We start from the raw sequence: 25,544 nt of genomic DNA, 5'->3' as shown, positions 1-25,544 counted from the left end.
TTAGATGAAGAGTGCTGCGAAGACCAGGTAGACCGCCGCCGACAACAGCGCTGAAATCGGAACGGTGATAACCCAGGCAGCAACGATTGTCATGAAATGCGAGCGCCGCACCAGACGGCGGCGGTGTGATTCCTCCGGACTGTGCTGAACGCGGCGCTCGAAGTCCAGTTGCCCGGTTTTCCGCCGCACATATTCCAGCCGCCGTTTCGAGTTGCGGGTGTACCATTCGCGGAAAAAGCCGATGCCGAAGACGGCGCCGACGGCGGTATGCGTGGTCGAGACGGGCAGCCCGAGCGATGTGGCGATGATCACGGTGATCGCCGTTGCCAGTGCCACACAATAGGCACGCATCGGATTGAGCTTGGTGATCTCCTCACCGACGACGCGGATCAGTTTCGGACCAAACAGCAAAAGGCCGCAGGAAATGCCGAAGGCACCGATTAGCATAACCCAGAGCGGCACATAGGTGGTCTGGGCGATGGCAAGGCCATTGACGTTGGCGACGATTGCCGCAAGCGGACCGACTGCGTTGGAGACGTCGTTGGCGCCATGGGCAAACGAGAGGAGCGCCGCCGACAGAATGAGCGGCATCCGGAACAGCTTGCGCAGCGACTGGTTGCGATTGTCGAGCCCACGGGCCTGGCGCGCGATCCAGGGCCTGCTGATAATTACAGTCATGACGGCCACTGCGAGGCCAGCCCAGAGGCCGGTCGTCATCGAAAGATGCGCCACTTTCTCGATGGCGATCACGGTAAAATAGGTGGCGAAGGCTCCCATCATCAGGGCGAGCAGGAGGGGTGTCCAGAAGACTGCCGCGTCGATCTTGTCTTCGCGGTAGATGATGAAGGTCTTGATGAAGGCCAGAAGCAGGGCTGCGATGCCGCCGCCGAGGATCGGCGAAATCGTCCAGCTTGCCGTTATTCCCGCAAGCGATATCCAGTGGATCGAGGAAAAACCCGCAGCCGCAACGCCTGATCCGAGAATACTGCCGACGATCGAGTGGGTGGTTGAAATCGGTGCGCCGGACCATGTTGCAATGTTGATCCATGCCGCAGCCGAAACCAGCGCCGCCATCATCACCCAGACAAAGGTCTCTCCCGACGGCATCTGGGACGCATCGACAATGCCGGCCTCGATCGTCGAAACAACGCGTCCACCGGCAAACACGGCGCCGGCGACCTCGAAGATGGCGGCAATGATCAGCGCGGTCGTCATGGTGATCGCTTTGGATCCCACCGCGGCGCCGACATTGTTGGTCACGTCATTGGCGCCGATGTTCATCGCCATATATCCGGCGACCGCAGCGGCGGCCAGAATGATCAGATATTTGGGCTCTTCGGAAACATAGGCGGCAGCGAAGATCACGCTGATCAGCATGAACAGCAGCCCGAGGCCGAGGCCAGCCCAAGGTCGCAGCACATGATGCGTTGCTTCCTCTGTCAGGGTCACTCTGTCCAGGTATTTGTCGAGGGTTGGCTTTTCGAGGCTCGGGCGCGGTTTTGTCACCGTCTGTTCTCCAATTCAGGCTGCCTGCCCGAAATTCGGGTAGGCACTGTCCGGCGCAGCAGGATCGGGGATGCCTCGCGTCGTTCTTCCATTGACTTCAGCGTTTATCGGGTCACTGCCTCTTGAGCCGGGTTCATCGTGGCAAGCAGGCGCTGCTCGAAACCGAGGATCAGGTCCTTGAGCATCGGCTCGGCGACGCGGTTGGCGCCTTCCGCGAAGCTGACCCATTCCATTTTCCGGCTGCCTTTTTCCGGAAAGCTCTTGAGCATGTCCAGAACGACCAGTGGATAGACCTGAACCATGCACTGAACCTTCAGCCCCTGATCCATGCCCTTGTCGTACATGTAAAAGCCGATCCGTTCCGCGCCGGTCTCGCCTTTGACGCCAGCTTCTTCATACGCCTCGCGTTCGGCAGCCTGATGACACATCTTGCCTTCCATCGGCCAGCCCTTGGGAATGACCCAGCGGCCGGTATCGCGGCTGGTGATCAAAAGCATCTCTGGCGCCGCGCTCTTCTTCTTGAACCGGTAGCACAGTGCAGCACACTGCATTCGCACCGGACGGCGGAACATCAGGCGTACATCAGTGACAATGCGATTCAGAATATTCAACGTGGGGGCATCCTTTCAAACAAACGAATCAATTTAGTCTGCAATATCGTTTCAATATGCTCCCTTTCAGCAGCCTGTAAACGCGCAGATTTGGTGAAGCACATATAGTTATCGCGGCGCTCCGTATGAAGGGCGTGGCAACGCGAAAGACGGGCAATTTAGTGTGATTGCGCCAGCAAAATGTGCCGATAGCGGCCTTATAGAGCATGTTTGCGGCATTGGCGAGACGCGCACCGTAATTTGCCGGTGCGTGTCTTCTGTGTTGCGGATGTAACGATCAGGCCCCGGTGAGGCGGTCGCGTTGCTGCATTCTCAGCTGCGAGATACGCGCCCATTCGCCGGAGCGCTCGGCATCCCGTGTGGCGGTGATGATGAAGTCGATATGGGCCTGAGCGGCTTCACGCGCCTGTGCCGGATTGCCGGCGATGATCGCCTCGTAGATTGCCTCATGCTGGGCAAGCAGCATGTCGCCGGCACCGGGGGCGGCAAACAGCACCTCTCGGCTGAAGAAGATGCCGCCGCTCAAAAGCCGGTAGCAGGCGCGCAACGTATGCAACAGGATGATGTTGTGGGCGCATTCGCCGATGGCGCTGTGCAACTCGACATCGGTCCTTAACCCGCCCTCCGCCGAGCCGGACAGATGCGCCGCCCGCATCTCTTCCATGATCCGGGTCAGCATGTCCCGGTCGAAGCGGGTGGCGCGGCGTGCGGCGAGTTCCGCCGTCATGCCTTCCAGTTCGCGGCGATATTCGAGATAATCCTGCGTCGCCTTCTGGTGGCGGGAGATCAGGTCAATCACAGGTTTGGAAAACACCTGGCCGATGACGTCGGCAACGAACGTGCCGCCGCCATGATGACTGATCAGCAACCCGCGCGCCTCCAGTTCCTTCAGGGCCTCGCGCAGGATCGGCCGCGAAACGTCAAAGCGGCGCGAAAGGTCCCGTTCGCTCGGCAGGCGCTCGCTGTCGCGCAGCACGCCTTCAAGGATCAGAAGTTCGATTTGCTGGATGATTTCGCCGGAGGTCCGGCTATGCGGGATGCGGGCAAAAGCATCGATGGTGTCGTCGGTCACGGCGGCTCTCCTCGATGCCAACTTAGTCACCGGCTCGAAAGTGGTCAATTTCTTTAGCCACTTTTCCAGATCAGGCCTGCCCACGCTTAAGCGAAACAAAGCCGGGCCTGCGTCAAAGCGTCCTTTCCTTTTTGCCCGGCCTGTTGATAAGACAGTGCTGATTGATGCGTGAGAGGGGAAAACGCTTCATGGCCAAACGCAGTTTTGCATTTCCGTCGGCTCCGGCCCGCGCGCAGGCGCTGGGCGAGATTCACGCGCGTCCATATGCGCTGGTGACGTCGCCGCGCGTCATTTTCCAGCTTGCCTTCATGACCGATGGCGGGGCGGCTGTCGATCATGCCGTGCTCTCTGAGCTGTCACGCGCGCGCGGCGTCTCGCCGCCCAGCCGCGAGGCCAGCCATCATGCGATCTCCTGGGGGCAGGGCACGCTACGCTGGGAGCGCCATACCGAATTTTCGACCTATTTCTGGGATGGCGTCATTCCCGATCAGTTTGGCGGCGACGTTACCACCCATCCTTTCGGCGATGGCTTTTCGCCGCCGGGAACGCTGATCTCCGGTATCCGTCTGGAAATCCGGCCGGATACGGAGGAAACCCGCGCCGCAATGTCTGCGTTCGACCCCACCAGCCTCTGTTACAGCGATATCAAGAATGGCCAGTCGGTGGTGCTGACGGACTTTCGCCAGAATGGCGACGGCCTGACGCAGATCCTCGTCATAGACCGGGGCATGACGGAGGCTGGAACCGGCGCGCTTGTGCAGCGCCTGCTCGACATCGAAACCTATCGTACGCTTGCCATGCTCGGGCTGCCGCTGGCGCAGTCGCTGTCGCCGGATATCCGCCGGATCGAGGATGGGCTTACCGGTGTCACCCAACGCATGCGTACCAGCGCCCGCGAAAAGGCGGACGAGATGCTGGCCGAAATCACCCTGCTGGCAGCAGAGCTCGAGGCGGGGGCGGCCCTCAGTCTCTACCGTTTCGGCGCCAGCCGCGCCTATTACGGCATCGTTCAGGAGCGCATCCGTTCACTGATCGAAACCGGCGTACCAGGCTATGAAACGCTCGGCACCTTCCTGGAGCGGCGATTGGCCCCGGCCATGCGCACGTGCCAGTCGGTCGAGGAGCGCCAGGCCAACCTGTCGCGCAAGCTCACCCGCGCCACGGCACTGCTTCGGAGCTGGGTTGATGTTGAGCTTGAACGGCAAAACAGTGCGCTGTTGAATTCGATGGACCGCCGCGCCAAGCTGCAGCTTCGTCTCCAGCAGACGGTCGAGGGGCTCTCGGTTGCTGCGATTTCCTATTATGTGGTCGGCCTGTTCGGTTATCTCGCCAAGGCCGTGGAAAGTGAAGGCATTCCGGTCAAATCCAGCGTGCTGACCGGCTTCTTCGTTCCGGTTGCGGTGCTTGCCATATGGTTTGTCGTGCGGCGTATCCGCAAGCATCATGAAGACGAGGACCGCGAAAGCCTTTAAGTCTTGGGATATTCGAAACGAATCGATCTGCAAGACCATGGCAAAAGTTGTAAAAGCAGCAAAAAAGGCAAAACTCGATAGGGACGGCCTGACCGCGCTCGGGCTGGAGCGGTTGATCGAGATCGCGCTGGATGAGGCAGCCCTCAATCCTTCTTTCAAGAAGCGGCTGAATGCTGCGCTGGCCGGCATCGGCGGCGCGGCCGGTGCTGCCAATGTGGCCAAGCTGATCGACAGCCGCCTGAATGCACTCGAAAAGTCGCAGACCCGTATCCGCTGGCAGAAGGAGCGTGCCTTCGGCAACGACCTCGACAGCATCTCCGCCAGCATCATCAAGGAATTCGGTGCCGTCGATCCGGGCATGGCGCTGGAAAGGCTGATCCGCTTCGTCTTCGGTTATGAGGGCATCTCGGACCGCGTCAACGATTCCAGCGGCCGCATTGCCGGGCTTTATGTTCAGGCCTGCGAAGCCGCTGGCCGTCTGGCACTGACCGTGCCTACGGATCAGCAGGCGCGCATACCCGCATTGATCACGCCGGGTTTGCCGATCATGGATTATCACGGCGTCAGAACCTTGCTTGCCGTGCGGATTGCGGCCGCGCTTTCGCCGGATGTGCTGAAATCCTGGGACGAAACGCTGGCAGCAGCGATGAAGATCCCCGCCGGTACCACGCTGCTTCCTGCGATCGTTTACGTGCGCCGGGCCATTGCCGATGCGCGCGGCGATCTCGATGCGTATATCGCGATCGAGGAAAGCCTGCCGGACTCGCTGCGCGAGCCGGTCGCTATTGCCGAGCGGTTGCACGCCGCTGGCCGTCACGCGGAGGCTTTGATCTGGGTCCGGAAGCCCCGTAAATCGCGTGTCGGCTTTGTCCGCCGTGCCGAAGTTCTGAGCGGCGATGTAAAGGCGCTGTCTGACAGGGACCGGCTCGAGGCTGCGATCCTCGACGGTCTCAAGGACCGCACGGCATCGCAGGCCATACGCTGGAAGATTTTCGAGCAGGGGCTCGATGCGGAGATGTTGCGCGAATATATTGCCAAGGCCGGTGATTTCGAAGAATTCGAAGCGCTGGACAAGGCTTTCGCCTTTGCCGAGCAGCACCGCGAACCGCATGCCGTGCTGCGCTTCTATCTTGTCTGGCCAAGGCTCGATCTGGCTGCCCGCTATGTCGTTGCCCGCTGGGGCGTCTGGGAGGGTGAGTTCTACGAGTTTCTTTTGCCTGCCGCCGAAGCGTTCGAAGCCGCCGATTATCCGGCGGCGGCAACCGCACTTTACCGTGCGCTTCTGGACCGTATCATCGGCCGGGGCCTGTCAGAGGCCTATGGGTATGGTGCCGATTATCTCGCACGGCTGTCAGCCCTGGCAAAACGCCCCCACGGCAATGACGGCCTGGTGTCCCACGCCGATTATGTCGCGGATCTGCGCAGGCAGCATATCCGCCGCCACGGTTTCTGGGACCGTATCCCGCCGGAAACCTACCGTTCCCAGTAGGGATCCGGCCCGTAGAGCCCGGCGAGGTAATCGATGAACAGCCGTACTTTGGCGGGCAGGAACTGGCGGCTGGGATAGAGCGCCGAGACGAACAGATTGCGGGAGCCCTCCCAGGCGGGCAGCACCTGCAAGAGCTTTCCCGATTTCAGGTCGCTGCCGACATCCCAGGTGGACCGGAGCGCGATGCCCGCGCCGGACAGCACCGCTTCGCGCACCACTTCGGAAGAATTGGTGATTAGTCTGCCTTGTGGCTTGTAGCTCATCGAGCCCGCCTCGCTTTCCAGCTTCCAGGTGTCGTGATTGTGCTGGCGCAGGCAGATGTGGTCGCCGAGATCGTCGATGGTCTCCGGCGTGCCGTAGCGTGCGATGTAGGCCGGTGAGGCGCAGAGGATACGCCTTACCGGCACCAGCTTGCGCGCCACCAGTGTCGAATCGCTGAGTTCGCCGATGCGGATGGCAAGGTCGAAACTCTCGGCGACGATGTCGGTGAACTCATCCGACAGCACGATATTCACAATGAGATCGGGATGGGCCTCGATGAAACGGGCGAGATGCGGCGCGACATGCATGCGGCCGAAGGAGGTGGGGGCGGTGATGCGCAGCGTGCCTTGCGGTTGGCCGGAGCGGCCGGAAGCAAAGGCCTCGGCTTCCTCGATCCCGGCCATGATCCCGAGCACGCGGTCATAAAAACCCTGTCCGGCTTCGGTCAGCGATATCTGCCGTGTGGTACGCTGGAAGAGCCGCGTTCCGAGCCGGTCTTCCAGCCGCTTGATGCGTTTGGAAATAACAGCTGGGGAAAACCCCAATGTCCGCCCCGCCGCCGACATACTGCCGGTGGATACGACACGCGTGAACACCTCAAGATCGCCCAGATTTGTCATCAATCTTGACCATTGTTTCGAAAACAGAAAAACTGATTAGCATTTGCTGCGTCGTCATGAAAGTGGTAAAGAAAAAATACCAATCATGCGCAGCGTGACTATGCCGGGAGGCCGATATGCCGGAAACGATTGCCTTTCTGGAGCCGAAACCATCCGTGCTTGCACGCCGCCAACAGATCGTCGAGGATCTGGCTGATATACTGCCACCCGGTTGTCTGATCAGTGAAAAACGTGGACTGGTTCCGTTTGAGACGGACGCCTTTATCGCCTATCGCCAGGTGCCGCTGGCCGTCGCGCTGCCGGAAACCACTGCGCAGGTGGCGGCCGTTCTGAAATATTGCAGCCGCTACGGCATTCCCGTCGTGCCGCGCGGGGCGGGCACCTCGCTGTCGGGCGGCGCCATTCCGCAATCCGACGCGGTGGTGATCGGCCTTTCGAAGATGTCGCGCATCCTCGATGTCGATTTTGCCAACCGCACCGCGACAGTGCAGGCGGGCGTCACCAATATCAATATTTCCGAAGCGGTCTCCGCTGACGGGTTTTTCTATGCGCCGGACCCGAGCTCGCAGCTTGCCTGCACCATCGGCGGCAATATCGGAATGAATTCCGGCGGCGCCCATTGCCTGAAATATGGCGTCACCACCAACAATCTGCTCGGCGTCAAGATGGTCCTCTTCGATGGCACGGTGATCGAGCTTGGCGGCAAGGCGCTGGATGCGCCGGGTTATGACCTGCTCGGCCTGGTCTGTGGCTCGGAAGGCCAGCTCGGTATCGTCACCGAGGCGACCGTGCGGCTGCTGGCCAAGCCGGAAGGGTCGCGGCCGGTTCTGTTCGGCTTCATGTCGTCGGAAGAGGCAGGGTCGTGCGTTGCCGAAGTCATCGGTTCCGGTATCATCCCGGTTGCCATCGAATTCATGGACAAGCCGGCGATCGGCATCTGCGAGGCGTTCGCGCAGGCAGGTTATCCGATGGATGTCGAGGCTCTTTTGATCGTCGAGGTCGAGGGATCGGAAGCCGAGATGGAGGCGATGCTGGCGAGCATCATCGCGATCGCCCGCCGCCATGGCGTCGCCACCATCCGCGAAAGCCAGTCGGCGGCGCAAGCGGCGCTGATCTGGAAAGGCCGCAAATCCGCCTTCGGCGCCACCGGCCGCATCGCCGATTATATCTGCATGGATGGCACGGTGCCGCTTGGGCAGCTGTCCTATGTCCTGAAGAAGACGAGTGAGATCATCGACAGCTATGGCCTGCGCGTCGCCAACGTCTTCCACGCCGGTGACGGCAACATGCACCCGCTGATCCTCTACAACATCAACGATCCGGAAGACGCCGCACGCGCCGAAGCGGCGGGCAATGACATTCTGAAGCTCTGCGTTGACGCTGGCGGTTGCCTGACCGGCGAACATGGCGTCGGCATCGAGAAACGTGACCTGATGCTGCACCAGTTCGAACAAGTCGATCTCAACCAGCAGATGGCGGCGCGCGCCGCCTTCGATCCGCAATGGATCATGAACCCTTCAAAGGTCTTTCCGCTGGAAGGACGCCCGGCCGCATGAGCATGAATTTCGAGCCGACATCAGAAGCGGAAGCCGCCGATATCATCCGGCAGGCCGCCGCACATGCAGTGCCGCTGGCAATAACCGGAGGCGGCACCCGTTCGGGCCTTGGAAATAGCGTCCGCGCAGAGAGGGGCCTCTCGACGCGAAGACTGTCTGGCATCCTCAGCTACAATCCCGCCGAGATGACGATGAGCGCCAGGGCGGGAACACCTATGCGGGAGATCGAGGCTGCACTTGCCGGCAATCGCCAGATGCTGGCGTTCGAGCCGATGGATCATCGCGGCGTCATGGGCACCAGCGGCGAGCCGACCATCGGCGGTGTGTTTGCCGCCAATGTCTCCGGCCCGCGCCGCATCACGGCCGGTGCCGCGCGCGATCATCTGCTTGGCATCCGTTTCATCAACGGTTCGGGAGAGCCGATCAAATCCGGCGGCCGGGTGATGAAAAATGTCACCGGGCTCGATCTGGTCAAGCTGCTCTGCGGCTCGCACGGCACGCTGGGGCTTCTGACCGAAGTCACGTTCAAGGTCCTGCCCCTGCCGCCCGCTGCGGCCACGATCGTGGCTTTTGGTCTCGACGATGCGCAGGCTGCCGCCGCCATGGCGCATGCATTGTCCATGCCGGTTGAAGTATCCGGTGCCGCCCATTTGACGGAGAGTGTGCGTTACCGCTTTATCGGCAGCAGCCACGCGGAGGGCGCCGCGACGGTTCTGCGCCTTGAGGGGCTACCGGCCTCGGTCGCTGTCCGGGCGGAAAAGCTGAAAGCTGCCTTCGCTCAGGTCGCGCCCGCCACGGTGCTCGATCAGGACGCGACGGAAAAGCTGTGGCGGGATATCCGGGATGTCAAACCCTATGCTGACGGTACGCAAAAACCGCTCTGGCGCGTCTCGGTGGCGCCAACCGCCGGCCACCTGCTGGTGGCGGCGTTGCGATTGCAAACCGGCGTCGATGCGTTTTACGATTGGCAGGGCGGTCTCGTCTGGCTGCGGATGGAGGCTGACGCGGAGTCAGAGATGCTGCGCCGCTTCATCAAGGGTATCGGCGGCGGTCATGCGACACTGGTGCGCGCCTCCGATGCGGTTCGCGCCGTCACTCCGGCCTTCGAACCGGAACCTGCTCCCGTTGCAGCGCTGTCGGCGCGGCTGAAGGAGAGATTTGATCCGTACGGGATATTCAATCCGGGGAAGATGGGTGATGAGTATGCAGCTTAACTCCCTCTGTCACTGCGTGACATCTCCCCCACAAGGGGGGAGATCATTCTTTTCCCACGCCGGTTTCTCCGTAGGGCGGGCACAAAGCTTGCCGTCAATCTCCCCCCTTGTGGGGGAGATGTCCCGAAGGGACAGAGGGGGGCTTGCCTCGGCACACTCGGAGCATCGCGCCTGATGCAGACCAATTTCACCCCGGAACAGCTTAGCGATCCGCATGTTGCCGAATCCGAAGGCATCCTGCGCAAATGTGTGCATTGCGGCTTCTGCACCGCCACCTGTCCGACCTATGTGACGCTCGGCAACGAGCTCGACAGTCCGCGCGGCCGGATTTATCTGATCAAGGACATGCTGGAAAACGGCCGTCCGGCCGATGAGGAAGTGGTCACTCATATCGACCGCTGCCTATCCTGCCTTGCCTGCATGACCACCTGTCCGTCCGGGGTCAACTACATGCACCTAGTCGATCATGCCCGTATTCATATTGAGCAGACTTACAAGCGCCCCTTGAAGGATCGGCTGGTGCGCAACGTGCTGGCGGCAGTCTTGCCCTATCCCGGGCGGTTCCGGCTCGCGCTGAAAGCAGCCCGGCTTGGCCAGCCACTTGCGGCGGCAATGAAGCGTGTGCCGTTTCTGAAAAGCTTCGGCATCATGCTGGATCTCGCGCCTGCAGGCATCGCCCCGGCATCCTCAGCTTCCACGCCCGGTATTCGCCCTGCCCAAACGGAGAAACGCGGCCGTGTCGCCATTCTCACCGGCTGCGCCCAGCCGGTGCTGAAACCCGGGATCAACGAGGCGACCATCCGCCTGTTGACACGGCTCGGCGTCGAGGTCGTGGTGCCGCAAGGCGAGGGTTGCTGCGGTGCGCTGGTGCATCATATGGGCCGCGAGGAACAGGCGCTTGCCGCCGCCCGCCGCAATGTCGATGTCTGGGTCAAGGCCGCAGATGCGGGCGGCCTTGATGCCATCATCATCACCGCGTCCGGCTGTGGCACCACCATTAAGGATTATGGCCATATGCTGCGGCTTGATCCGGCCTATGCGGAAAAGGCGGCGCGTGTCTCGGCGCTGGCCAAGGACATTACCGAATATCTGGCGACGCTCGACCTGCCGCGGCAGGAACCGAAGGAGATCATCGTCGCCTATCATTCCGCCTGCTCGATGCAGCACGGCCAGAAGATCACCATGGCGCCGAAGATTCTGTTGAAGAATGCCGGCTTCACCGTGCGCGATCCGGCCGAGGGTCATCTCTGTTGCGGCTCGGCCGGCACCTACAATATCCTGCAGCCGGATATTTCAGCGACACTGAAGGCGCGAAAAGTGAAGAATATCGAGGCGACCAAGGCCGACATCATCGCCACCGGCAATATCGGCTGCATCACCCAGATCGCCACCGGCACTGACATGCCGATCCTGCACACGGTGGAACTGCTGGACTGGGCCTATGGCGGCGAAAAGCCGGCGGGCATTTTACCCTCCCCTTGAGGGTAGCCTATCGCTTCCTCTTCTCCCCAGCGGGGAGAAGGTGGCCCGAAGGGCCGGATGAGGGGGCGGTAGGCTCCGAATTTACCGAAGCATCCCCCTCATCGCCTCGCTACGCTCGGCACTTCTCCCCGCTGGGGAGAAGAGGGAGGCTGCGGTGACCCTCAGCCGCCAAAGATCGTCCGCAGGATATCAACGCCACGGTCGTTGTAGGAAACGTTGCCCTGTTTGTTGCCGGGGCCGATGACGATCACCTTGGTGCCGATCGAAGCGCGTTCGTACAGATGCTCGACATCCTTGTTCATCATGCGGATGCAGCCGGATGACATGTTGAGGCCGATCGTCCAGGGCTGGTTGGTGCCGTGGATGCGGAAACCGGAATCGTTCTTGCCCTTGTAGAGATAGAGCGCACGGGCGCCGAGCGGATTGTCGATGCCGCCTTCCTGGAAGGCCGGAAGGATATGGCCCTTCTTGGCCTCACGGGCGATCATTTCCTTCGGCGGTGTCCAGCCCGGCCATTCGGCCTTGCGCTGCACCTTGACCACGCCGGACCAGCCAAAGCCTTCGCGGCCGACGCCGATACCGTAGCGGGTCGCCCGGTTCGGGCCTTCGATGTAATAGAGATACTTGTTATTGGTATCGACGATGATGGTGCCGGGCGCTTCATCCGTGCTCAGCCGCACCTTGGTCCGCCAGAACTTTTGGGCCGGCTTCTTCTCTGCCGCCACCAGCGTGACGTCGGAGTTGGACTTTGCCCCTGCCGGTTCGCCCGGCATGAAAGCCGATGCGCTTGAGGCGCCAAAAGTAACCGCGGCTGCAAACCCCATCGCGGCCAATGTCTGCAAGGCATATTTCATAGGCAGTTTCCCTCATCCTGTCCCCAGTTGCGAAACGCTATTGAATATCGCGTTTTACGCAAGTCTTACGGGTTCTGGTTAGGGCAAATGTGATCGGTCGGGCTGTAACCCAGGGAACCCCTGTTGCCGAAAGGCCACGATGTGGCCCTCCGGCGGGTCAACAAGAGCTTAGATGACGACGACTTTGGTGCCGACCTTCACGCGTTCGTAGAGATCGGTGACGTCCTCGTTACGCATGCGGATGCAACCCGAGGAAACAGCGTAGCCGATCGTCCAGGGCGCATTGGTTCCGTGGATGCGGTAGAGTGTCGAGCCGAGATACATGGCGCGTGCGCCGAGCGGGTTTTCCGGGCCGCCGTCCATGTGGACGGGAAGGTAGTGCCCCTTGGCCGCCTCGCGGGCGCGCATTTCGGCTGGCGGCGTCCAGTTCGGCCACTCCGCCTTGCGGGTCACCTTGTGGGCGCCGGCCCATTCGAAACCCGGCTTGCCGACGCCGACGCCGTAGCGGCGGGCCTCGCCATTGCCGGTCACCAGATAAAGGAAGCGGTTGTTGGTATCGATGACGATCGTGCCGACCTTCTCCTTGCTGTCATAGGCAACGGTCTGCGGCAGAAATTGCGGATCCAGCTGGCGTACCGGCCGCTGGGCACGGGTCATCGCCACCGGCTGCGCGACACCGGCGCCGGAGCGCTGGACACGCTTTTGAAACAGATACTGTTTTCGGGTGGCGGCCGGCTGTTGAACCGCGATAGGCCGCTGCTGGCGATAGACGACACGCTCGGGCTTGCCGCCAAGCTGGGTCACCCAGGGAGCGGTCAGGTCCGGGCTGATGACGACCGGGGGCCGGTTCTGGTACCGGTCCTGCGCCTCGGCAAGACTGGTAAACGCAACGAGCATGGATGTGGCAAGGATCAGGGTTTTCTTCATCATCGGACGGACTCACTACCTTTCGCCGGAAACTCATAGCTTCGCCGTCCGCGGTGAAGGCGGATGACGAGCGGCATGGACGCCAAAAAAACATTGGCGGAATGGAGGGATCGTGGCACCCGCCAGCAACCGAATGGTAAATGCCGGTTCATTAAAAGCCGTTGGCCGGGATAAAGCGTTGGGTAGGGTTATCGCCGGCTTTAGGACTATGGTTGGCAATTGGTAAAACGAGAGAATTCAGGGAGAAACGCATGACGGCAAAGGGTATCATCACCGGAGAGGACGGCGTTGACCGCTGCGCCTGGCATGCCAATCTGGCAGACTATCAGCGCTACCATGACGAGGAGTGGGGCAAGCCGATGGCCGATGATATCCGGCTGTTTGAAAAGATATGCCTCGAAGGCTTCCAGTCCGGTCTCTCCTGGCTGACCATCCTGCGCAAGCGCGAGGCGTTTCGCGCAGCCTTTGCCGGCTTTGATTTCGATGTTGTGGCACAATTTGGCGATGACGACATTGCCCGCTGCCTTGCCGATACCGGGATCGTGCGCCATCGCGGCAAGATCGTCTCGACCATTAACAACGCCAGGCGGGCGCAGGAACTGAAGGCCGAGTTCGGTTCGCTGGCGCGCTATTTCTGGAGCCACGAGCCGGGCGGCAACGAGCGGCCGAAGGTCGTCACCTGGGAGGCGATCGCCGCCAACCCGACCACGCCGACATCGACGCTGATATCAAAGGATTTGAAAAAGCGCGGCTGGACCTTTGTCGGGCCGACCACGGTCTATGCCTTCATGCAGGCGATGGGCCTCGTCAACGACCACATCGAGGGCTGCTATTGCCGCGGCAGGATTGAAGACCTGCGGCGGGCGTTCGTTCGGCCCTAGATATCTCGCCTGATCAGAACGGACGTGACCTAAAAGAGATCGTCGGGCATGCCGTGCAGCCGGGTGGCGGGCCTGTTGTTCTGGTAGAGCAGCCCGATGGCGAAGATCACCAGCATGGCGCCGATCACCAGCCATTCGCCGTTGCCGGACATGGCCATGCCGGGAACGATGTTGGAACCTTGCAGCATCCAAAGGCCGCCGAGCAAGATGATGACGATGCCTGCGATATTCTTGAATACCTTCATGACGTCCTCCCACACACTGGAGGAAATTATGTGCCGAAGGATGCTTTCGGTCAATATTCGTCAAGCGGATGGTGGGTAGGCGCCGGAGACAGGCTCCGGCGCCCTATTTCAGGGATCAGCCGCCGTTGTTGGCGAGCCACTCCGTCATCGTCTTGATCTCCGCTTCCTGGGCGGAAATGACGCCCTCTGCCAATTTACGCAGTTCGGCATCCTTGCCGTACTGAAGCTCGATCTTGGCCATGTCGATCGCGCCCTGATGATGGGCGATCATGCCGCGGACGAAGTCGACATCGGCGTTGCCGGTAAAGACAATATCCATGCCGCCGTGCATCTTCGCATTGGCCTCGGCAAAGGCCGTGCTGGAAGGGCCAGTGTCGCCCTTCGGCTGTGCCATGCCGTCCATTGTCATGGCGCCATGGTTCATTTTGCTGTGATCCATTTCCTGGGCGGCAAGCGGAGTGGTGAAGGTAATGGCCAGCAAGGTTGCAGCCGTGATCATTCTCAGAGACATGATGTGCTCTCTTTCATTTCTTGAAATCGCAATATGCGGGCTTTGGCCCGTGTTCAGGAAAACGAGAGAGAGGTCTTGGGAGGCGGGAAACGCGGCTTGAGGGTCGTCGCCAGCATTGGCTTTTGCAATGCGGGAAGCACAGTACCGGCGGGAAGCTCGATCCGGTCGATGCCGTGCACATTCAGGACAACGGCAAAACAGGCCGAACAGGATATCGGATGCACCATTTTCGGCTGATGGGAGCAGGACTTTGCTTCCGCGCAACTATGCTCGCTGGCATCCGCCGACACCGCGTGATGGGTCGAAATCATCCCATGGTGACCCGTGCCATTGCCATTCAGGCCCTGGACCTGTGCAAGCGCGGCCGTCCAGCCGCTGATCAAGGCGCAGAAGAGAGCAAGGGTAAGGACGGCGAGACGCATAACACACAGATAGAGGCTGTCGGTGTTGATTAAAAGGCTGGCGGCACAGACTTTTTTGGGCGGAGCGTCCAGTTAGCGCTCAAGGTTTGAAAACGCAAAGACACCCTGCATGCGGCCGGTAGCGGCCACCGCATCGATCGAGGACGTTCCGATGCAGTAGAGCGGGCCAATGGAGGCATCCGCAATATCCGTGCAATAACAGAAGGATGAGGCCGTAGCCGTCGCCTCTTCCAGAATAGCCAGCACGATCTTGCGATGATTTTCCGCATATCCGCGAATGATGTCCAGCAACCCGCAAAGATTTTGCTCAAGCGCGTGAATATGCTGCGTCATCTCGCCGACGGAGAAGATGCCGGTTGAAAGATCACAGTGCCACCCTTCGATGACATAGTCATGGCCGGTGAGTTCGGCGATCCATCCTTCGTGGGCGCGAGCGTCCTCGGGAAGGATCGTACCGAAGCCCGGTTTCACGAATCTGAGCATGCTATTCCATTTTCAATGGCCGCCTGGATGCAGCATTTTCACGTCTGAGACACTTTCTGCACCGTGTTCGGCGCTCCCATCAAAAAGCGCTTTACCGCCAACCGGAAAAGCGCTGATCTCACGATGCGTCACAGCGTTGTAATCAGCAGAAATTGGTCTTCATGGTTTCAAAAAATAGTCGACAAAAGCTTTCGCCGAAACGGCGGCAATTGATCATTGATTCTCCCTTTAGCTCATAGAAATTACCGAATACAACTCTTGATTTCATGAAAGGGCGCATTCGGTGAATCTCATTCAGGGCGAATTGATCCAGCAATTACAGGCCTACCGGCTGAAGGCTGGGCTGACCCAGGCAGACATTGCCTGGAAGCTCGGGTTTTCTCTGCCAACGGTGTCCCGGTGGGAGCGCGGCGCGTGTACGCCTGACCTGCGCGCCATCGGCGCCATCGTCGACTTTCTGCGCCGTGCCGATGCGCATACGGAAAGGGCTCTGCTGCGATCGATCCTGTCAGCCAAGGACAGCCGCAATCTCTGGGAAGGGGAAGATATCCGCTATCTCGCCGGCTCCCGGCAGGAGTTCATCGATACACCGCTCATGCGGACGATGGTCGGCAAAAGCATCCGCCGCTACATGACCGGTCTCTACCACGATTTCATCGAGGATCAGGCAATCGTTGCGAGCCTGAAATCCGGCGAACTGGCCAGCATCGATTTCTACAGCGGTGCGGCGATGTCGGTGACCAGCATTCCCGATGGGTTCGTGCAATTCAAGCGGATGAGCTTCCAGTCGGAAGTCAGAGGCGTCATCCGCGGCGATACCCATTCGATCCTCATTCCCGCGGCCGAAGCGCCGATGACAGAGGGCACGATCGTTCATACCTGGGATACGCTGTCACGGCCGCTTTAGGCCCGTGCCGTCAGCGCAAAGACTTGCCGCCTTGGCCTTGATCGGCTAGGGAAAGCGCCAATTGCCATGACGGATCGGACATGACCGGTCGACGCTGAAAGTGCTGCTGCCATGAACGACAAAAAGAAGAAGCCACAGAAGCTGAAAGCCCGCCTGCCGCGTGGTTTCGTCGATCGCTCCGCCGCTGACATCCGCGCCGTCGATGAGATGACTGCGAAGATCCGCGAAGTCTACGAGCGTTACGGGTTCGATCCGGTCGAAACGCCGTTGTTCGAATATACCGACGCGCTCGGAAAATTCCTGCCTGACAGCGACCGTCCGAACGAAGGTGTGTTCTCGCTGCAGGATGACGACGAACAGTGGATGAGCGCCCGCTACGACCTGACGGCGCCGCTCGCCCGCCATGTCGCCGAAAATTTCAATGATATCCAGCTGCCCTACCGCACCTATCGCGCCGGCTACGTCTTCCGCAACGAAAAGCCAGGCCCCGGCCGCTTCCGCCAGTTCATGCAGTTCGACGCCGATACGGTTGGCGCTGCGGGTGTCCAGGCGGATGCCGAAATGTGCATGATGATGGCCGACACGATGGAAGCGCTGGGCATTGCCCGCGGCGACTATGTGATCCGGGTCAACAACCGCAAGGTCCTTGATGGTGTGCTCGAAGCCATTGGTCTTGGCGGCGACGAAAATGCCAATGCACGGCTGACCGTGCTGCGTGCCATCGACAAGCTCGACAAGTTCGGTCCGGAGGGCGTCAAGCTGCTACTCGGCCCTGGCCGCAAGGACGAGAGTGGCGATTTCACCAAGGGAGCTGGGCTGAATGAAGACCAGATCGCCAAGGTCATCTTCTTCATCGGCATCACCGACTATGCGGCAAGCGCCGCCGATCTAGCCGCGCTGGTTGCCGGAACGTCGAAGGGCGCTGAGGGCGTCGATGAGCTGAACCTGATCGGCAGCCTGGTGACAAGCGCCGGGTACGATTCCGGCCGCATCAAGATCGACCCATCCGTCGTCCGTGGCCTTGAGTATTACACCGGCCCCGTTTTCGAAGCTGAACTCCAGTTCGCCGTCACCAATGAAAAGGGCGAAAAGGTCGTCTTCGGCTCGGTCGGCGGCGGTGGCCGTTACGATGGTCTGGTCTCGCGCTTCATGGGCCAGCCGGTTCCGGCCACTGGCTTCTCGATCGGCGTCTCGCGCCTCATGACGGCGCTGAAGAACCTCGGCAAGCTCGGCATGGAAGAGGTCATCGCCCCGGTCGTCGTCTGCGTCATGGACCGCGACACCGAAAGCCTGGGCAAATACCAGCAGTTCACACAGGCGCTGCGCCACGCTGGCATTCGGGCCGAAATGTATCAGGGCAACAAGAAGAACTTTGGCGACCAGCTGAAATATGCCGACCGCCGCGACTCGCCGCTCGCCATCATCCAGGGCGGTGATGAACGCGCACAGGGCCTCGTGCAGATCAAGGACCTGATCGAAGGCAAGCGCCTATCCGGCGAGATCGAGGACAACACCACCTGGCGCGAAGCCCGCGTGGCGCAGGTCTCGGTGCCGGAAGGTGACCTCGTCGCCAAGGTCCGTGAAATGCTGGCCGAGCAGGCGGAAGACCGGGCGCGCGGCTAAGATGTGTAAGGTTGCGCCGGTAATCAGACCCCTCCCCAACCCTCCCCACAAGGGGGAGGGAGTGGTTTTGTACGCGCCGACAATATCATTCACCACAACAACCGACCGCAAGTTGCCATCGAGAGCGAAGCTAGGTGACGGCTTGCGAGCTGTCATTCCCAGAGTTTTGGATATGCAGAACGGTCGGTTCAGCAAATTAACTCCCTCCCCCTTGTGGGGAGGGTTGGGGAGGGGCATTCCCGCACCCACCTGCGTTGCGAGTTTCCCATGCCCCTGATCAACCTCCCAGCCTTCGCCGCTGACCTTCTGGCCGATTTCGAGCGGCTGGGAACGCTGCGTGTCGATACCCCCGTTATCCAGCCGGCCGAACCCTTCCTCGACATGGCCGGGGAGGATCTGCGCCGCCGCATCTTCCTCACCCAGAGCGAGACCGGCGAAAACCTGTGCCTGCGCCCGGAATTCACCATTCCCGTCTGCATGCGCCATATCGAAACCGCGACCGGGACACCGAAGCGTTATTCCTATCTCGGCGAAGTCTTCCGCCAGCGCCGCGAAGGCGGCAGCGAGTTTTATCAGGCCGGCATCGAGGATCTCGGTACCCGCGATGCGGCGAGCGCCGATGCTCGCGCCGTGGCCGATGCCGTGACGATCCTCGGCCGGCTTCTGCCAGAGCGGCCGTTTGCCGTCACCATGGGTGATCAGGCGATGTTCGAAGCGGTCGTCGCAGCGCTCGGCCTGCCCGGCGGCTGGCAGAAGCGCCTGATCCGCGCCTTCGGCGAGCAGACGCAGCTGGAAGCCCTGATGCTGCGGCTGGCAAAGCCCGAGCAGGTTGCCGGCCTTGGTACCGAGGTCGAAGCGCTGCTCGCCAAGGGTGATGAGCAAGGTCTCGTTGCCCATATCGACGGTGTGATGGAGGCGACCGGCTATCTCACCAATGCCAGCCGTTCACCGAAGGAAATAGCTCTCCGGCTGAAGGAAAAGCTGGCGCTGGCCGGCACTTCGCTCGATCCCGGCAAGCTCGATGTGCTCCGGGAATTCCTGTCGCTCAATGTCAGCCTGCGCTACGCGCCGGGTGTACTTGCCGATTTCGCCAAGAGCACTGGACTGCCGCTGCAGGCTGCCGTCGATCGTTTCGATGCCCGCGTCGCGGCCTTCACCGCTGCCGGCGTCAAGCTGGCGGATATCACCTGGCGGGCCGCCTTCGGCCGTCCGCTCGATTATTACACCGGCCTCGTCTTCGAGGTCACCTTGCGCAACGATCACCGGGTACTGGCTGGTGGCGGCCGCTATGACGGCATGCTGACGCTGCTCGGTGCCGAGGAAAACATCCCGGCCGTCGGCTTCTCGCTGTGGCTCGACCGGATCGAGGCGGTGAGGGGAGAGCACTGATGATCACCATAGCCTTGCCCTCCAAGGGCCGGATGAAGGACGATGCCTCCGCCATCTTCGAAAAAGCGGGCCTGAAGATCGTCGCCGTCGGCAACGATCGCTCCTATCGCGGCCGTGTCGAAGGCCTTGATGACGTCGAGATCGCCTTTCTTTCTGCGTCGGAAATTTCCCGCGAAATCGGCAGCGGCTCGATCGATTTCGGCGTCACCGGCGAAGATCTGATCCGCGAGGGTCTGTCGGAGGCCGATGCGCGCGTTGAATTCTGCGCCCGGCTCGGCTTCGGCCATGCCGATGTCGTCGTTGCCGTGCCGGAAATCTGGCTCGATGTCGATACCATGGCCGATCTTGGCGATGTCGCTGCTGACTTTCGTGCCCGTCATGGCCGCCGCTTGGCGATCGCCACCAAATACTGGCGCCTGACCCAGCAGTTCTTCTCGTCGCAGCATGGGATACAGCTCTACCGCATCGTCGAAAGCCTCGGCGCTACAGAAGGTGCACCGGCCTCCGGTTCGGCCGATATCATCGTCGATATCACCTCGACCGGCTCGACGCTGAAGGCCAACCATCTGAAGATCCTGTCGGATGGCATCATCCTGCGGTCGCAGGCCTGCCTGGTGCGGGCACGCAAGGCCGAGCATACGGGTGATCCCCTGGTGGCAAAGATCATTGATGCGGTAAACGGCGCGCTCGCCTGAGGCCTGCGCGTCAGGGCCATGTATGGGCAGGTCCTAAAAAACCTCCGGCCAAATGCATGCGGCAGTCTAACATTCTGGACACATCTGTCCTATGTTCGAACTCCCACCACAAGGAGTTCCGCATGGCCGACCTCAGTGCTTTTCCGATCACCACCCGCTGGCCCGCCCAAAACCCTGATATCATTCAGCTCTACTCGTTGCCGACGCCCAACGGGGTGAAGGTTTCCATCGCTCTGGAAGAACTCGGCCTGGCGTACGAACCCCATCTGATTTCCTTCGGCACCAACGATCAGAAATCACCGGAATTCGTTTCGCTCAACCCGAATGGCCGCATTCCGGCGATCATCGATCCGAATGGTCCGGACGGAAAGCCGATCGGTCTGTTCGAATCCGGCGCCATTCTCGTCTATCTCGCCGAAAAGACCGGCAAGCTCATTCCGGCCGATGCGGCCGGACGTTACGAGACGCTCGCATGGGTGATGTTCCAGATGGGCGGCGTCGGGCCGATGTTCGGCCAGTTCGGCCATTTCTTCAAATTCGCAGCCGATAAGGTCGCCAACAATTCCTATCCGATGGAGCGCTACCGCGATGAGGCCAAGCGGCTTCTCGGCATTCTGGAGACGCGTCTTGAAGGCCGTCAGTGGCTGATGGGCGATCAGTACACCATCGCCGATATCGCCACCTATCCGTGGATCGAAGGTGCCCGCAAGTTCTACGGCGGCGCCGACGTGCTGGAATACAAGAGTTTCCCGAATGTCATGGCATGGGTCGATCGCGGCCTTGCCCGTCCGGCGGCACAGAAGGGCATGGAGATCCCCAAGCGCGACTGATCGCGTCAAATGCTGCCGTCCGTCCGAGTTGACGGCACTCGGGCGGACAGGCTACGTCTTGGGAAAAGAAGCATTTTCGACGGGTGAACACACGTGACAGGTAGACTTGTTGTGGTTGGCGGCGGTCAGGCCGCCTTTGCGTTGGTGGCCAAATTGCGGGCCTTGAAGGACGAGCGTCCGATCACGATCGTCGCGGCGGAAGCAAGCCATCCCTATCAACGCCCGCCTCTGTCGAAGAAATACCTGCTGCGCGAAATGGATCTGGACCGGCTGCTCTACCGGCCGGAAAGCTGGTACGCCGAACACAACATCGATATCCGCCTATCCACGTCGGTCACGGCGATTGACCGGCCTGCCAAGACCGTCACTCTCAGCGATGGCTCGATGCTGGACTATGACGTGCTGGCGCTCGCCACCGGCTCGACCCCGCGCAAACTGCCTGCCAGTGTTGGCGGAGATCTCGACGGTGTCTTCGTGGTGCGCGATTTTACTGATGCCGATCGCCTTGCCGATGAGATGAAGCCCGGCAAACGCGCGCTGATCATCGGCGGTGGTTATATCGGCCTCGAAGCAGCCGCCGTGGCGCGCTCGAGCGGGCTTGATGTGACCGTCATCGAAATGGCCGATCGTATCCTGCAGCGGGTTGCCTCCGTTGCCACCTCCTATCTCGTCAAGGACATCCATACATCGCGCGGCGTTGATATCCGCGAAGGCACTGGCCTCGTCCGCTTGGTCGGCACCAGTGGCCGGGTGACAGCGGCGGAACTGACGGATGGCTCGACCATTCCGGTTGACCTGGTGATTGTCGGTATCGGCGTGACGGCCAATGATGCGCTGGCTCACGGCGCCGATCTCGAAGTGGCCAACGGTATTGTCGTCGATTGCTTCGGGCGGACATCTGACCCGGCCATCCATGCGATGGGCGATTGTGCTGTGCTGCCGTGGAAAGACATGCGGATCCGGCTGGAATCCGTCCAGAACGCCGTCGATCAGGCCGAAGCGGTGGCCGCACTGCTGGCTGGCGGCGAGGCGCCCTATGCGCCGAAGCCGTGGTTCTGGTCGGATCAGTATGACGTGAAGCTGCAGATCGCCGGCTTTGGCCAGGGTCATGACGAGACGGTGGTGCGCAAGGGACAGCGCGAGGGCAGCATTTCGGTCTGGTATTTCACGGCGGGCAAGCTGGTGGCCGTCGATGCGCTCAACGACGCGAAAGCCTATGTCACCGGCAAGAAGCTGCTCGATCTCGGCCTGACGCCCGACCGGGCCCTTCTCGAAGACCCGCTGACCGATCTGAAGACGCTGCTGCCGTAATCTCCCGGCGTTTGTTGCCGGTTATTGATGGTGGGTGAAAACGTGTCTGCGTGCTTCCAGCTGGAAGCGCGGGAAGAAGAACACGCCGAGGATCGAGCCTGAATAGCGCTGTTCCAGTCCGGTGGATTCGCCAATGCAGAAAACCGGCTGTTTCTGGCCGGACGCCAGGATGATCGTCGTCGAAAAGCAGAAGGACGACGAGGTCGTGGCCGCCTGCTCGAAAAGCGCCAGCACGTGATTGCGGTCGGCGCTGTCATAGCAGCGGATCAGATTGAGCAGGCCGCATTCGGCCTGATTGAGGCCGTGCATGGCAGCTGCATTTTCGCCGAGACGGAACAGGCCGTTCGACAAGTCGCCGGACCAACCTTCGGAAGAGCAGAATTGAACGAGCATATCCAGCTCGCTTTCGCCACGGGCAAAAGAATCAGCGCCCCGGGGCTGTGAAAGGCCTGTTCTTGCAATTTTAAACAAGGCTGACCCCGGTATATTCACAAAATCCGAAATTCATTCGTCCGTTCCCGTAAGTGTTCACAAGAAACAGCTTCCATTTTTCAACAGAATTAGACGACACGACAAATACATGACGAGGCGTAGTTTACTGAGAAAGATAGAAAACTCAATTTTCAGGTCTTGGGCGTGTGTACCGGCAAGACAAAACAAATTGTAGGCAAGGAAAATCTATAGGCATTGCGGTCTGGAATCAAAACAATGTTGGGCAGACAGTTAATGCGGAAAAATTGAACTTCTTTATCGTCAATTCGTCCAAGTTCTTGATCCCTGTGAATCTGGGGTTCACTTGGAGCGTTGTTATAATTGCTTTTTCTCTGGCTTCAATGGTCTTTTGAGAAATATTTTGTGATCCGAGATAAATATTCCCGATTGCACCGGTTCGGTCACCGTACAATCAGAGCATGATATTGAGGTTCGTGCAATGCGCCTGAGGGGAGGGGCGTGATGTCGTCCGCAACTCTGTTTGGTGCGAACGAAAAAAGGGCAGACCTTGCGGCCTGCCCCTTCTCAATCCGGAAACCCGGAAAGATCGATGGTCGTCATTGGTAATAAGGCAAACGCCTTATTACATCATGCCGCCCATGCCACCCATGCCGCCCATGTCAGGCATGCCGCCGCCGGCAGCTTCCTTCTTCGGCAGTTCGGCAATCATGGCTTCCGTGGTGATCAGCAGCGAGGCAACCGAAGCTGCGTTCTGCAGAGCCGTACGGACAACCTTGACCGGATCGACGATACCCATGGCGATCATGTCGCCAAATTCGCCGGTCTGGGCGTTGTAGCCGAAGTTGTCGGTGTTGCTTTCGAGGATCTTGCCAACGATGATCGAGCCTTCGTCGCCTGCGTTTTCAGCGATCTGGCGAACCAGCGACTGAAGTGCCTTGCGGATGATGCTGATACCGGCGGTCTGATCGTCGTTTGCGCCCTTGAGGTCGAGAACGATCGAGGCGCGGAGCAGAGCCGTACCACCGCCAGGAACGATACCTTCCTGAACAGCGGCGCGCGTTGCGTTGAGCGCGTCGTCGATACGGTCCTTCTTTTCCTTGACTTCGATTTCAGTCGCACCGCCGACGCGGATGACGGCAACGCCACCAGCGAGCTTGGCAAGGCGTTCCTGCAGCTTTTCGCGGTCGTAGTCCGAAGTGGTTTCTTCGATCTGGCCCTTGATCTGGGCAACGCGGCCTTCGATTTCAGCCTTCTTGCCGGAACCGTCGACGATCGTGGTGTTTTCCTTCGAGATCGAAACCTTCTTCGCACGGCCGAGCATTTCGAGCGTGACGTTTTCCAGCTTGATGCCGATGTCTTCGGAGATGACCTGGCCACCGGTCAGGATCGCGATGTCTTCGAGCATGGCCTTGCGGCGATCGCCGAAGCCAGGAGCCTTGACGGCAGCGATCTTCAGGCCGCCACGCAGCTTGTTGACGACCAGCGTAGCAAGAGCTTCGCCTTCAACGTCTTCCGAGATGATGAGGAGCGGCTTGCCGGTCTGAACGACGGCTTCGAGAACCGGAAGCATCGCCTGCAGGTTGGAGAGCTTCTTCTCATGGAGAAGGATGTAAGCGTCTTCCAGTTCGGCAACCATCTTTTCCGGGTTGGTCACGAAGTAGGGCGAGAGGTAGCCGCGGTCGAACTGCATGCCTTCGACGACTTCGAGTTCGGTTTCGGCGGTCTTGGCTTCTTCAACCGTGATGACGCCTTCATTGCCGACCTTCTGCATCGCTTCAGCGATGTACTGGCCGATTTCCTTTTCGCCGTTGGCGGAGATCGTGCCGACCTGGGCCACTTCGTCCGAAGTGCTGATCTTCTTTGCCTTGGCAACGAGGTCCTTGACGATGGCTGCGACTGCGAGGTCGATGCCGCGCTTCAGGTCCATCGGGTTCATGCCGGCTGCAACGGCCTTGCCGCCTTCGCGAACGATGGCCTGCGCAAGAACGGTAGCAGTCGTGGTGCCGTCGCCGGCGATGTCGTTGGTCTTCGAAGCAACTTCACGGACCATCTGCGCGCCCATGTTCTCGAACTTGTCTTCAAGTTCGATTTCCTTGGCGACGGAAACGCCGTCCTTGGTGATGCGCGGTGCGCCGAAGGACTTGTCGATGATGACGTTGCGGCCCTTAGGACCCAGCGTTACCTTCACTGCGTCTGCGAGGATGTCGACGCCGCGCAGCATCTTTTCGCGCGCGGTACGGCCGAACTTAATTTCTTTGGCTGCCATGTTAAAAACTCCCGGGCTGGTGCCCAATTGGTTTTATGGAAAGTGAAAAGGCGGGAACCGGCTAAATCAGCCGATGATGCCCATGATGTCGGCTTCCTTCATGATCAGAAGGTCTTCGCCGTTGAGCTTGACTTCGGTGCCCGACCACTTGCCGAACAGAACGCGATCGCCAGCCTTGACGTCGAGCGCGATGAGCGTGCCCTTGTCGTCACGGGTACCGGTGCCAACAGCGACGATTTCGCCTTCCTGCGGCTTTTCCTTGGCGGTATCCGGAATGATGATGCCGCCCTTGGTCTTGGCTTCAGACTCGACGCGACGTACAACGACGCGGTCATGTAGCGGGCGGAAATTGGTGCTTGTCATTGTCTAATCCCTCGATCAAATGACTTCACGGACCGTCTTTGCGATCCGATGGATGGATGTTAGCACTCCTATTGCTTGAGTGCTAGCGGCTTGGAGATAAG

The 25,544-nt window shown here is 60.3% G+C and carries 25 protein-coding genes; 12 read left to right on the top strand and 13 right to left on the bottom strand.

What is annotated here, in order from left to right:
* The 3 genes from ACSQ3J_RS03925 to ACSQ3J_RS03915 form a co-directional block, all read right to left on the bottom strand.
* Positions 1–1,506, bottom strand: coding sequence for an inorganic phosphate transporter (locus ACSQ3J_RS03925; RefSeq protein WP_436038681.1), 1,506 nt, complete (start codon positions 1,504–1,506; stop codon positions 1–3).
* 104 nt (positions 1,507–1,610) lie between these two features.
* A complete protein-coding gene (locus ACSQ3J_RS03920) occupies positions 1,611–2,117 on the bottom strand; it encodes an NUDIX hydrolase (RefSeq protein ID WP_060504722.1) in 507 nt (168 codons plus the stop codon).
* Between the two features lie 277 nt (positions 2,118–2,394).
* Positions 2,395–3,189: a FadR/GntR family transcriptional regulator gene (locus tag ACSQ3J_RS03915; protein ID WP_112834558.1), complete on the bottom strand. Its 795-nt coding sequence runs from the start codon at positions 3,187–3,189 to the stop codon at positions 2,395–2,397.
* A 188-nt stretch (positions 3,190–3,377) separates the two neighbouring features.
* On the opposite strand from ACSQ3J_RS03915, the gene ACSQ3J_RS03910 reads away from it, so the two are divergent.
* Complete coding sequence (locus ACSQ3J_RS03910; protein WP_060504723.1) at positions 3,378–4,661, top strand: DUF3422 family protein; 1,284 nt, start codon at positions 3,378–3,380, stop codon at positions 4,659–4,661.
* A gap of 37 nt (positions 4,662–4,698) precedes the next feature.
* On the top strand, positions 4,699–6,150 hold the full coding sequence (locus tag ACSQ3J_RS03905) for a DUF6880 family protein (protein WP_060504724.1): 1,452 nt from the start codon (positions 4,699–4,701) through the stop codon (positions 6,148–6,150).
* On the opposite strand, the gene ACSQ3J_RS03900 is transcribed toward ACSQ3J_RS03905, so the two are convergent.
* Entirely contained in the window at positions 6,135–7,031 is an 897-nt protein-coding gene (locus ACSQ3J_RS03900; RefSeq protein ID WP_060504725.1) for a LysR family transcriptional regulator, read from the bottom strand. The genes ACSQ3J_RS03905 and ACSQ3J_RS03900 overlap by 16 nt on opposite strands.
* Positions 7,032–7,147: 116 nt before the next feature.
* Here ACSQ3J_RS03900 and ACSQ3J_RS03895 point away from each other — a divergent pair, with 116 nt between their 5' ends.
* The 3 genes from ACSQ3J_RS03895 to glcF all read left to right on the top strand — a co-directional run bounded on the left by ACSQ3J_RS03895 (position 7,148) and on the right by glcF (position 11,283).
* Positions 7,148–8,587, top strand: coding sequence for an FAD-binding oxidoreductase (locus ACSQ3J_RS03895; protein WP_060504726.1), 1,440 nt, complete (start codon positions 7,148–7,150; stop codon positions 8,585–8,587).
* Entirely contained in the window at positions 8,584–9,801 is a 1,218-nt protein-coding gene (glcE, locus tag ACSQ3J_RS03890) for a glycolate oxidase subunit GlcE (RefSeq protein WP_436038679.1), read from the top strand. The genes ACSQ3J_RS03895 and glcE overlap by 4 nt, the downstream gene beginning before the upstream one ends.
* Positions 9,802–9,975: 174 nt before the next feature.
* On the top strand, positions 9,976–11,283 hold the full coding sequence (gene glcF, locus ACSQ3J_RS03885; RefSeq protein WP_436038678.1) for a glycolate oxidase subunit GlcF: 1,308 nt from the start codon (positions 9,976–9,978) through the stop codon (positions 11,281–11,283).
* A gap of 161 nt (positions 11,284–11,444) precedes the next feature.
* Here the strand turns inward: glcF and ACSQ3J_RS03880 are convergent, their stop codons facing one another.
* Both ACSQ3J_RS03880 and ACSQ3J_RS03875 read right to left on the bottom strand, forming a co-directional pair.
* Entirely contained in the window at positions 11,445–12,137 is a 693-nt protein-coding gene (locus ACSQ3J_RS03880) for a L,D-transpeptidase (RefSeq protein WP_060504729.1), read from the bottom strand.
* A 168-nt stretch (positions 12,138–12,305) separates the two neighbouring features.
* Positions 12,306–13,067: a L,D-transpeptidase gene (locus ACSQ3J_RS03875; RefSeq protein ID WP_436038676.1), complete on the bottom strand. Its 762-nt coding sequence runs from the start codon at positions 13,065–13,067 to the stop codon at positions 12,306–12,308.
* A gap of 248 nt (positions 13,068–13,315) precedes the next feature.
* Here ACSQ3J_RS03875 and ACSQ3J_RS03870 point away from each other — a divergent pair, with 248 nt between their 5' ends.
* Entirely contained in the window at positions 13,316–13,945 is a 630-nt protein-coding gene (locus ACSQ3J_RS03870) for a DNA-3-methyladenine glycosylase I (RefSeq protein ID WP_436038675.1), read from the top strand.
* A 29-nt stretch (positions 13,946–13,974) separates the two neighbouring features.
* Here ACSQ3J_RS03870 and ACSQ3J_RS03865 read toward each other — a convergent pair whose 3' ends face one another.
* The 4 genes from ACSQ3J_RS03865 to ACSQ3J_RS03850 all read right to left on the bottom strand — a co-directional run bounded on the left by ACSQ3J_RS03865 (position 13,975) and on the right by ACSQ3J_RS03850 (position 15,606).
* Positions 13,975–14,190: a hypothetical protein gene (locus ACSQ3J_RS03865; RefSeq protein WP_436038673.1), complete on the bottom strand. Its 216-nt coding sequence runs from the start codon at positions 14,188–14,190 to the stop codon at positions 13,975–13,977.
* A gap of 115 nt (positions 14,191–14,305) precedes the next feature.
* Positions 14,306–14,701 carry a CopM family metallochaperone gene (gene copM, locus ACSQ3J_RS03860; protein ID WP_436038672.1) on the bottom strand — a complete coding sequence of 132 codons (396 nt, stop codon included), beginning with the start codon at positions 14,699–14,701 and terminating at the stop codon, positions 14,306–14,308.
* Positions 14,702–14,754: 53 nt separating this feature from the next.
* Positions 14,755–15,123: a hypothetical protein gene (locus ACSQ3J_RS03855; RefSeq protein ID WP_436038671.1), complete on the bottom strand. Its 369-nt coding sequence runs from the start codon at positions 15,121–15,123 to the stop codon at positions 14,755–14,757.
* Between the two features lie 72 nt (positions 15,124–15,195).
* Complete coding sequence (locus ACSQ3J_RS03850) at positions 15,196–15,606, bottom strand: hypothetical protein (RefSeq protein WP_060504735.1); 411 nt, start codon at positions 15,604–15,606, stop codon at positions 15,196–15,198.
* A gap of 283 nt (positions 15,607–15,889) precedes the next feature.
* Here ACSQ3J_RS03850 and ACSQ3J_RS03845 point away from each other — a divergent pair, with 283 nt between their 5' ends.
* The 6 genes from ACSQ3J_RS03845 to ACSQ3J_RS03820 all read left to right on the top strand — a co-directional run bounded on the left by ACSQ3J_RS03845 (position 15,890) and on the right by ACSQ3J_RS03820 (position 22,361).
* Entirely contained in the window at positions 15,890–16,513 is a 624-nt protein-coding gene (locus tag ACSQ3J_RS03845) for a helix-turn-helix domain-containing protein (protein ID WP_436038670.1), read from the top strand.
* Positions 16,514–16,624: 111 nt separating this feature from the next.
* On the top strand, positions 16,625–18,136 hold the full coding sequence (gene hisS / locus ACSQ3J_RS03840; protein ID WP_436038669.1) for a histidine--tRNA ligase: 1,512 nt from the start codon (positions 16,625–16,627) through the stop codon (positions 18,134–18,136).
* A 267-nt stretch (positions 18,137–18,403) separates the two neighbouring features.
* Positions 18,404–19,525, top strand: a complete 1,122-nt coding sequence (locus ACSQ3J_RS03835; protein WP_436038668.1) for an ATP phosphoribosyltransferase regulatory subunit — start codon at positions 18,404–18,406, stop codon at positions 19,523–19,525.
* On the top strand, positions 19,522–20,220 hold the full coding sequence (hisG, locus tag ACSQ3J_RS03830) for an ATP phosphoribosyltransferase (protein ID WP_060504883.1): 699 nt from the start codon (positions 19,522–19,524) through the stop codon (positions 20,218–20,220). The genes ACSQ3J_RS03835 and hisG overlap by 4 nt, the downstream gene beginning before the upstream one ends.
* Before the next feature lie 122 nt (positions 20,221–20,342).
* Positions 20,343–21,050: a glutathione binding-like protein gene (locus tag ACSQ3J_RS03825; protein ID WP_060504739.1), complete on the top strand. Its 708-nt coding sequence runs from the start codon at positions 20,343–20,345 to the stop codon at positions 21,048–21,050.
* A 93-nt stretch (positions 21,051–21,143) separates the two neighbouring features.
* Positions 21,144–22,361 carry an NAD(P)/FAD-dependent oxidoreductase gene (locus ACSQ3J_RS03820; protein WP_060504740.1) on the top strand — a complete coding sequence of 406 codons (1,218 nt, stop codon included), beginning with the start codon at positions 21,144–21,146 and terminating at the stop codon, positions 22,359–22,361.
* A gap of 21 nt (positions 22,362–22,382) precedes the next feature.
* Here the strand turns inward: ACSQ3J_RS03820 and ACSQ3J_RS03815 are convergent, their stop codons facing one another.
* The 3 genes from ACSQ3J_RS03815 to groES all read right to left on the bottom strand — a co-directional run bounded on the left by ACSQ3J_RS03815 (position 22,383) and on the right by groES (position 25,443).
* Complete coding sequence (locus ACSQ3J_RS03815; protein WP_060504741.1) at positions 22,383–22,832, bottom strand: hypothetical protein; 450 nt, start codon at positions 22,830–22,832, stop codon at positions 22,383–22,385.
* 604 nt (positions 22,833–23,436) lie between these two features.
* Entirely contained in the window at positions 23,437–25,080 is a 1,644-nt protein-coding gene (gene groL, locus ACSQ3J_RS03810; protein ID WP_060504742.1) for a chaperonin GroEL, read from the bottom strand.
* 66 nt (positions 25,081–25,146) lie between these two features.
* A complete protein-coding gene (gene groES, locus ACSQ3J_RS03805) occupies positions 25,147–25,443 on the bottom strand; it encodes a co-chaperone GroES (RefSeq protein ID WP_037105991.1) in 297 nt (98 codons plus the stop codon).
* Between the last annotated feature and the right edge of the window lie 101 nt (positions 25,444–25,544).

This window comes from Rhizobium sp. LjRoot98 (assembly GCF_964252935.1).
Classification (GTDB): Bacteria; Pseudomonadota; Alphaproteobacteria; order Rhizobiales; family Rhizobiaceae; genus Pararhizobium.
Note: the sequence above shows the minus strand (reverse complement) of the source record. Positions and strands in the feature narration are given on the sequence as shown.

What these genes read in the sequence shown, in the direction of transcription:
- ACSQ3J_RS03910 (WP_060504723.1), top strand. Translation starts at nt 3,378, where the DNA reads ATGGCCAAACGCAGTTTTGCATTTCCGTCGGCTCCGGCCCGCGCGCAG.
- ACSQ3J_RS03905 (WP_060504724.1), top strand. Translation starts at nt 4,699, where the DNA reads ATGGCAAAAGTTGTAAAAGCAGCAAAAAAGGCAAAACTCGATAGGGAC.
- ACSQ3J_RS03900 (WP_060504725.1), bottom strand. Translation starts at nt 7,031, where the DNA reads ATGACAAATCTGGGCGATCTTGAGGTGTTCACGCGTGTCGTATCCACC.
- ACSQ3J_RS03895 (WP_060504726.1), top strand. Translation starts at nt 7,148, where the DNA reads ATGCCGGAAACGATTGCCTTTCTGGAGCCGAAACCATCCGTGCTTGCA.
- glcE (WP_436038679.1), top strand. Translation starts at nt 8,584, where the DNA reads ATGAGCATGAATTTCGAGCCGACATCAGAAGCGGAAGCCGCCGATATC.
- glcF (WP_436038678.1), top strand. Translation starts at nt 9,976, where the DNA reads ATGCAGACCAATTTCACCCCGGAACAGCTTAGCGATCCGCATGTTGCC.
- ACSQ3J_RS03880 (WP_060504729.1), bottom strand. Translation starts at nt 12,137, where the DNA reads ATGAAATATGCCTTGCAGACATTGGCCGCGATGGGGTTTGCAGCCGCG.
- ACSQ3J_RS03875 (WP_436038676.1), bottom strand. Translation starts at nt 13,067, where the DNA reads ATGATGAAGAAAACCCTGATCCTTGCCACATCCATGCTCGTTGCGTTT.
- ACSQ3J_RS03870 (WP_436038675.1), top strand. Translation starts at nt 13,316, where the DNA reads ATGACGGCAAAGGGTATCATCACCGGAGAGGACGGCGTTGACCGCTGC.
- ACSQ3J_RS03865 (WP_436038673.1), bottom strand. Translation starts at nt 14,190, where the DNA reads ATGAAGGTATTCAAGAATATCGCAGGCATCGTCATCATCTTGCTCGGC.
- copM (WP_436038672.1), bottom strand. Translation starts at nt 14,701, where the DNA reads ATGTCTCTGAGAATGATCACGGCTGCAACCTTGCTGGCCATTACCTTC.
- ACSQ3J_RS03855 (WP_436038671.1), bottom strand. Translation starts at nt 15,123, where the DNA reads ATGCGTCTCGCCGTCCTTACCCTTGCTCTCTTCTGCGCCTTGATCAGC.
- ACSQ3J_RS03850 (WP_060504735.1), bottom strand. Translation starts at nt 15,606, where the DNA reads ATGCTCAGATTCGTGAAACCGGGCTTCGGTACGATCCTTCCCGAGGAC.
- hisS (WP_436038669.1), top strand. Translation starts at nt 16,625, where the DNA reads ATGAACGACAAAAAGAAGAAGCCACAGAAGCTGAAAGCCCGCCTGCCG.
- ACSQ3J_RS03835 (WP_436038668.1), top strand. Translation starts at nt 18,404, where the DNA reads ATGCCCCTGATCAACCTCCCAGCCTTCGCCGCTGACCTTCTGGCCGAT.
- ACSQ3J_RS03825 (WP_060504739.1), top strand. Translation starts at nt 20,343, where the DNA reads ATGGCCGACCTCAGTGCTTTTCCGATCACCACCCGCTGGCCCGCCCAA.
- groL (WP_060504742.1), bottom strand. Translation starts at nt 25,080, where the DNA reads ATGGCAGCCAAAGAAATTAAGTTCGGCCGTACCGCGCGCGAAAAGATG.
- groES (WP_037105991.1), bottom strand. Translation starts at nt 25,443, where the DNA reads ATGACAAGCACCAATTTCCGCCCGCTACATGACCGCGTCGTTGTACGT.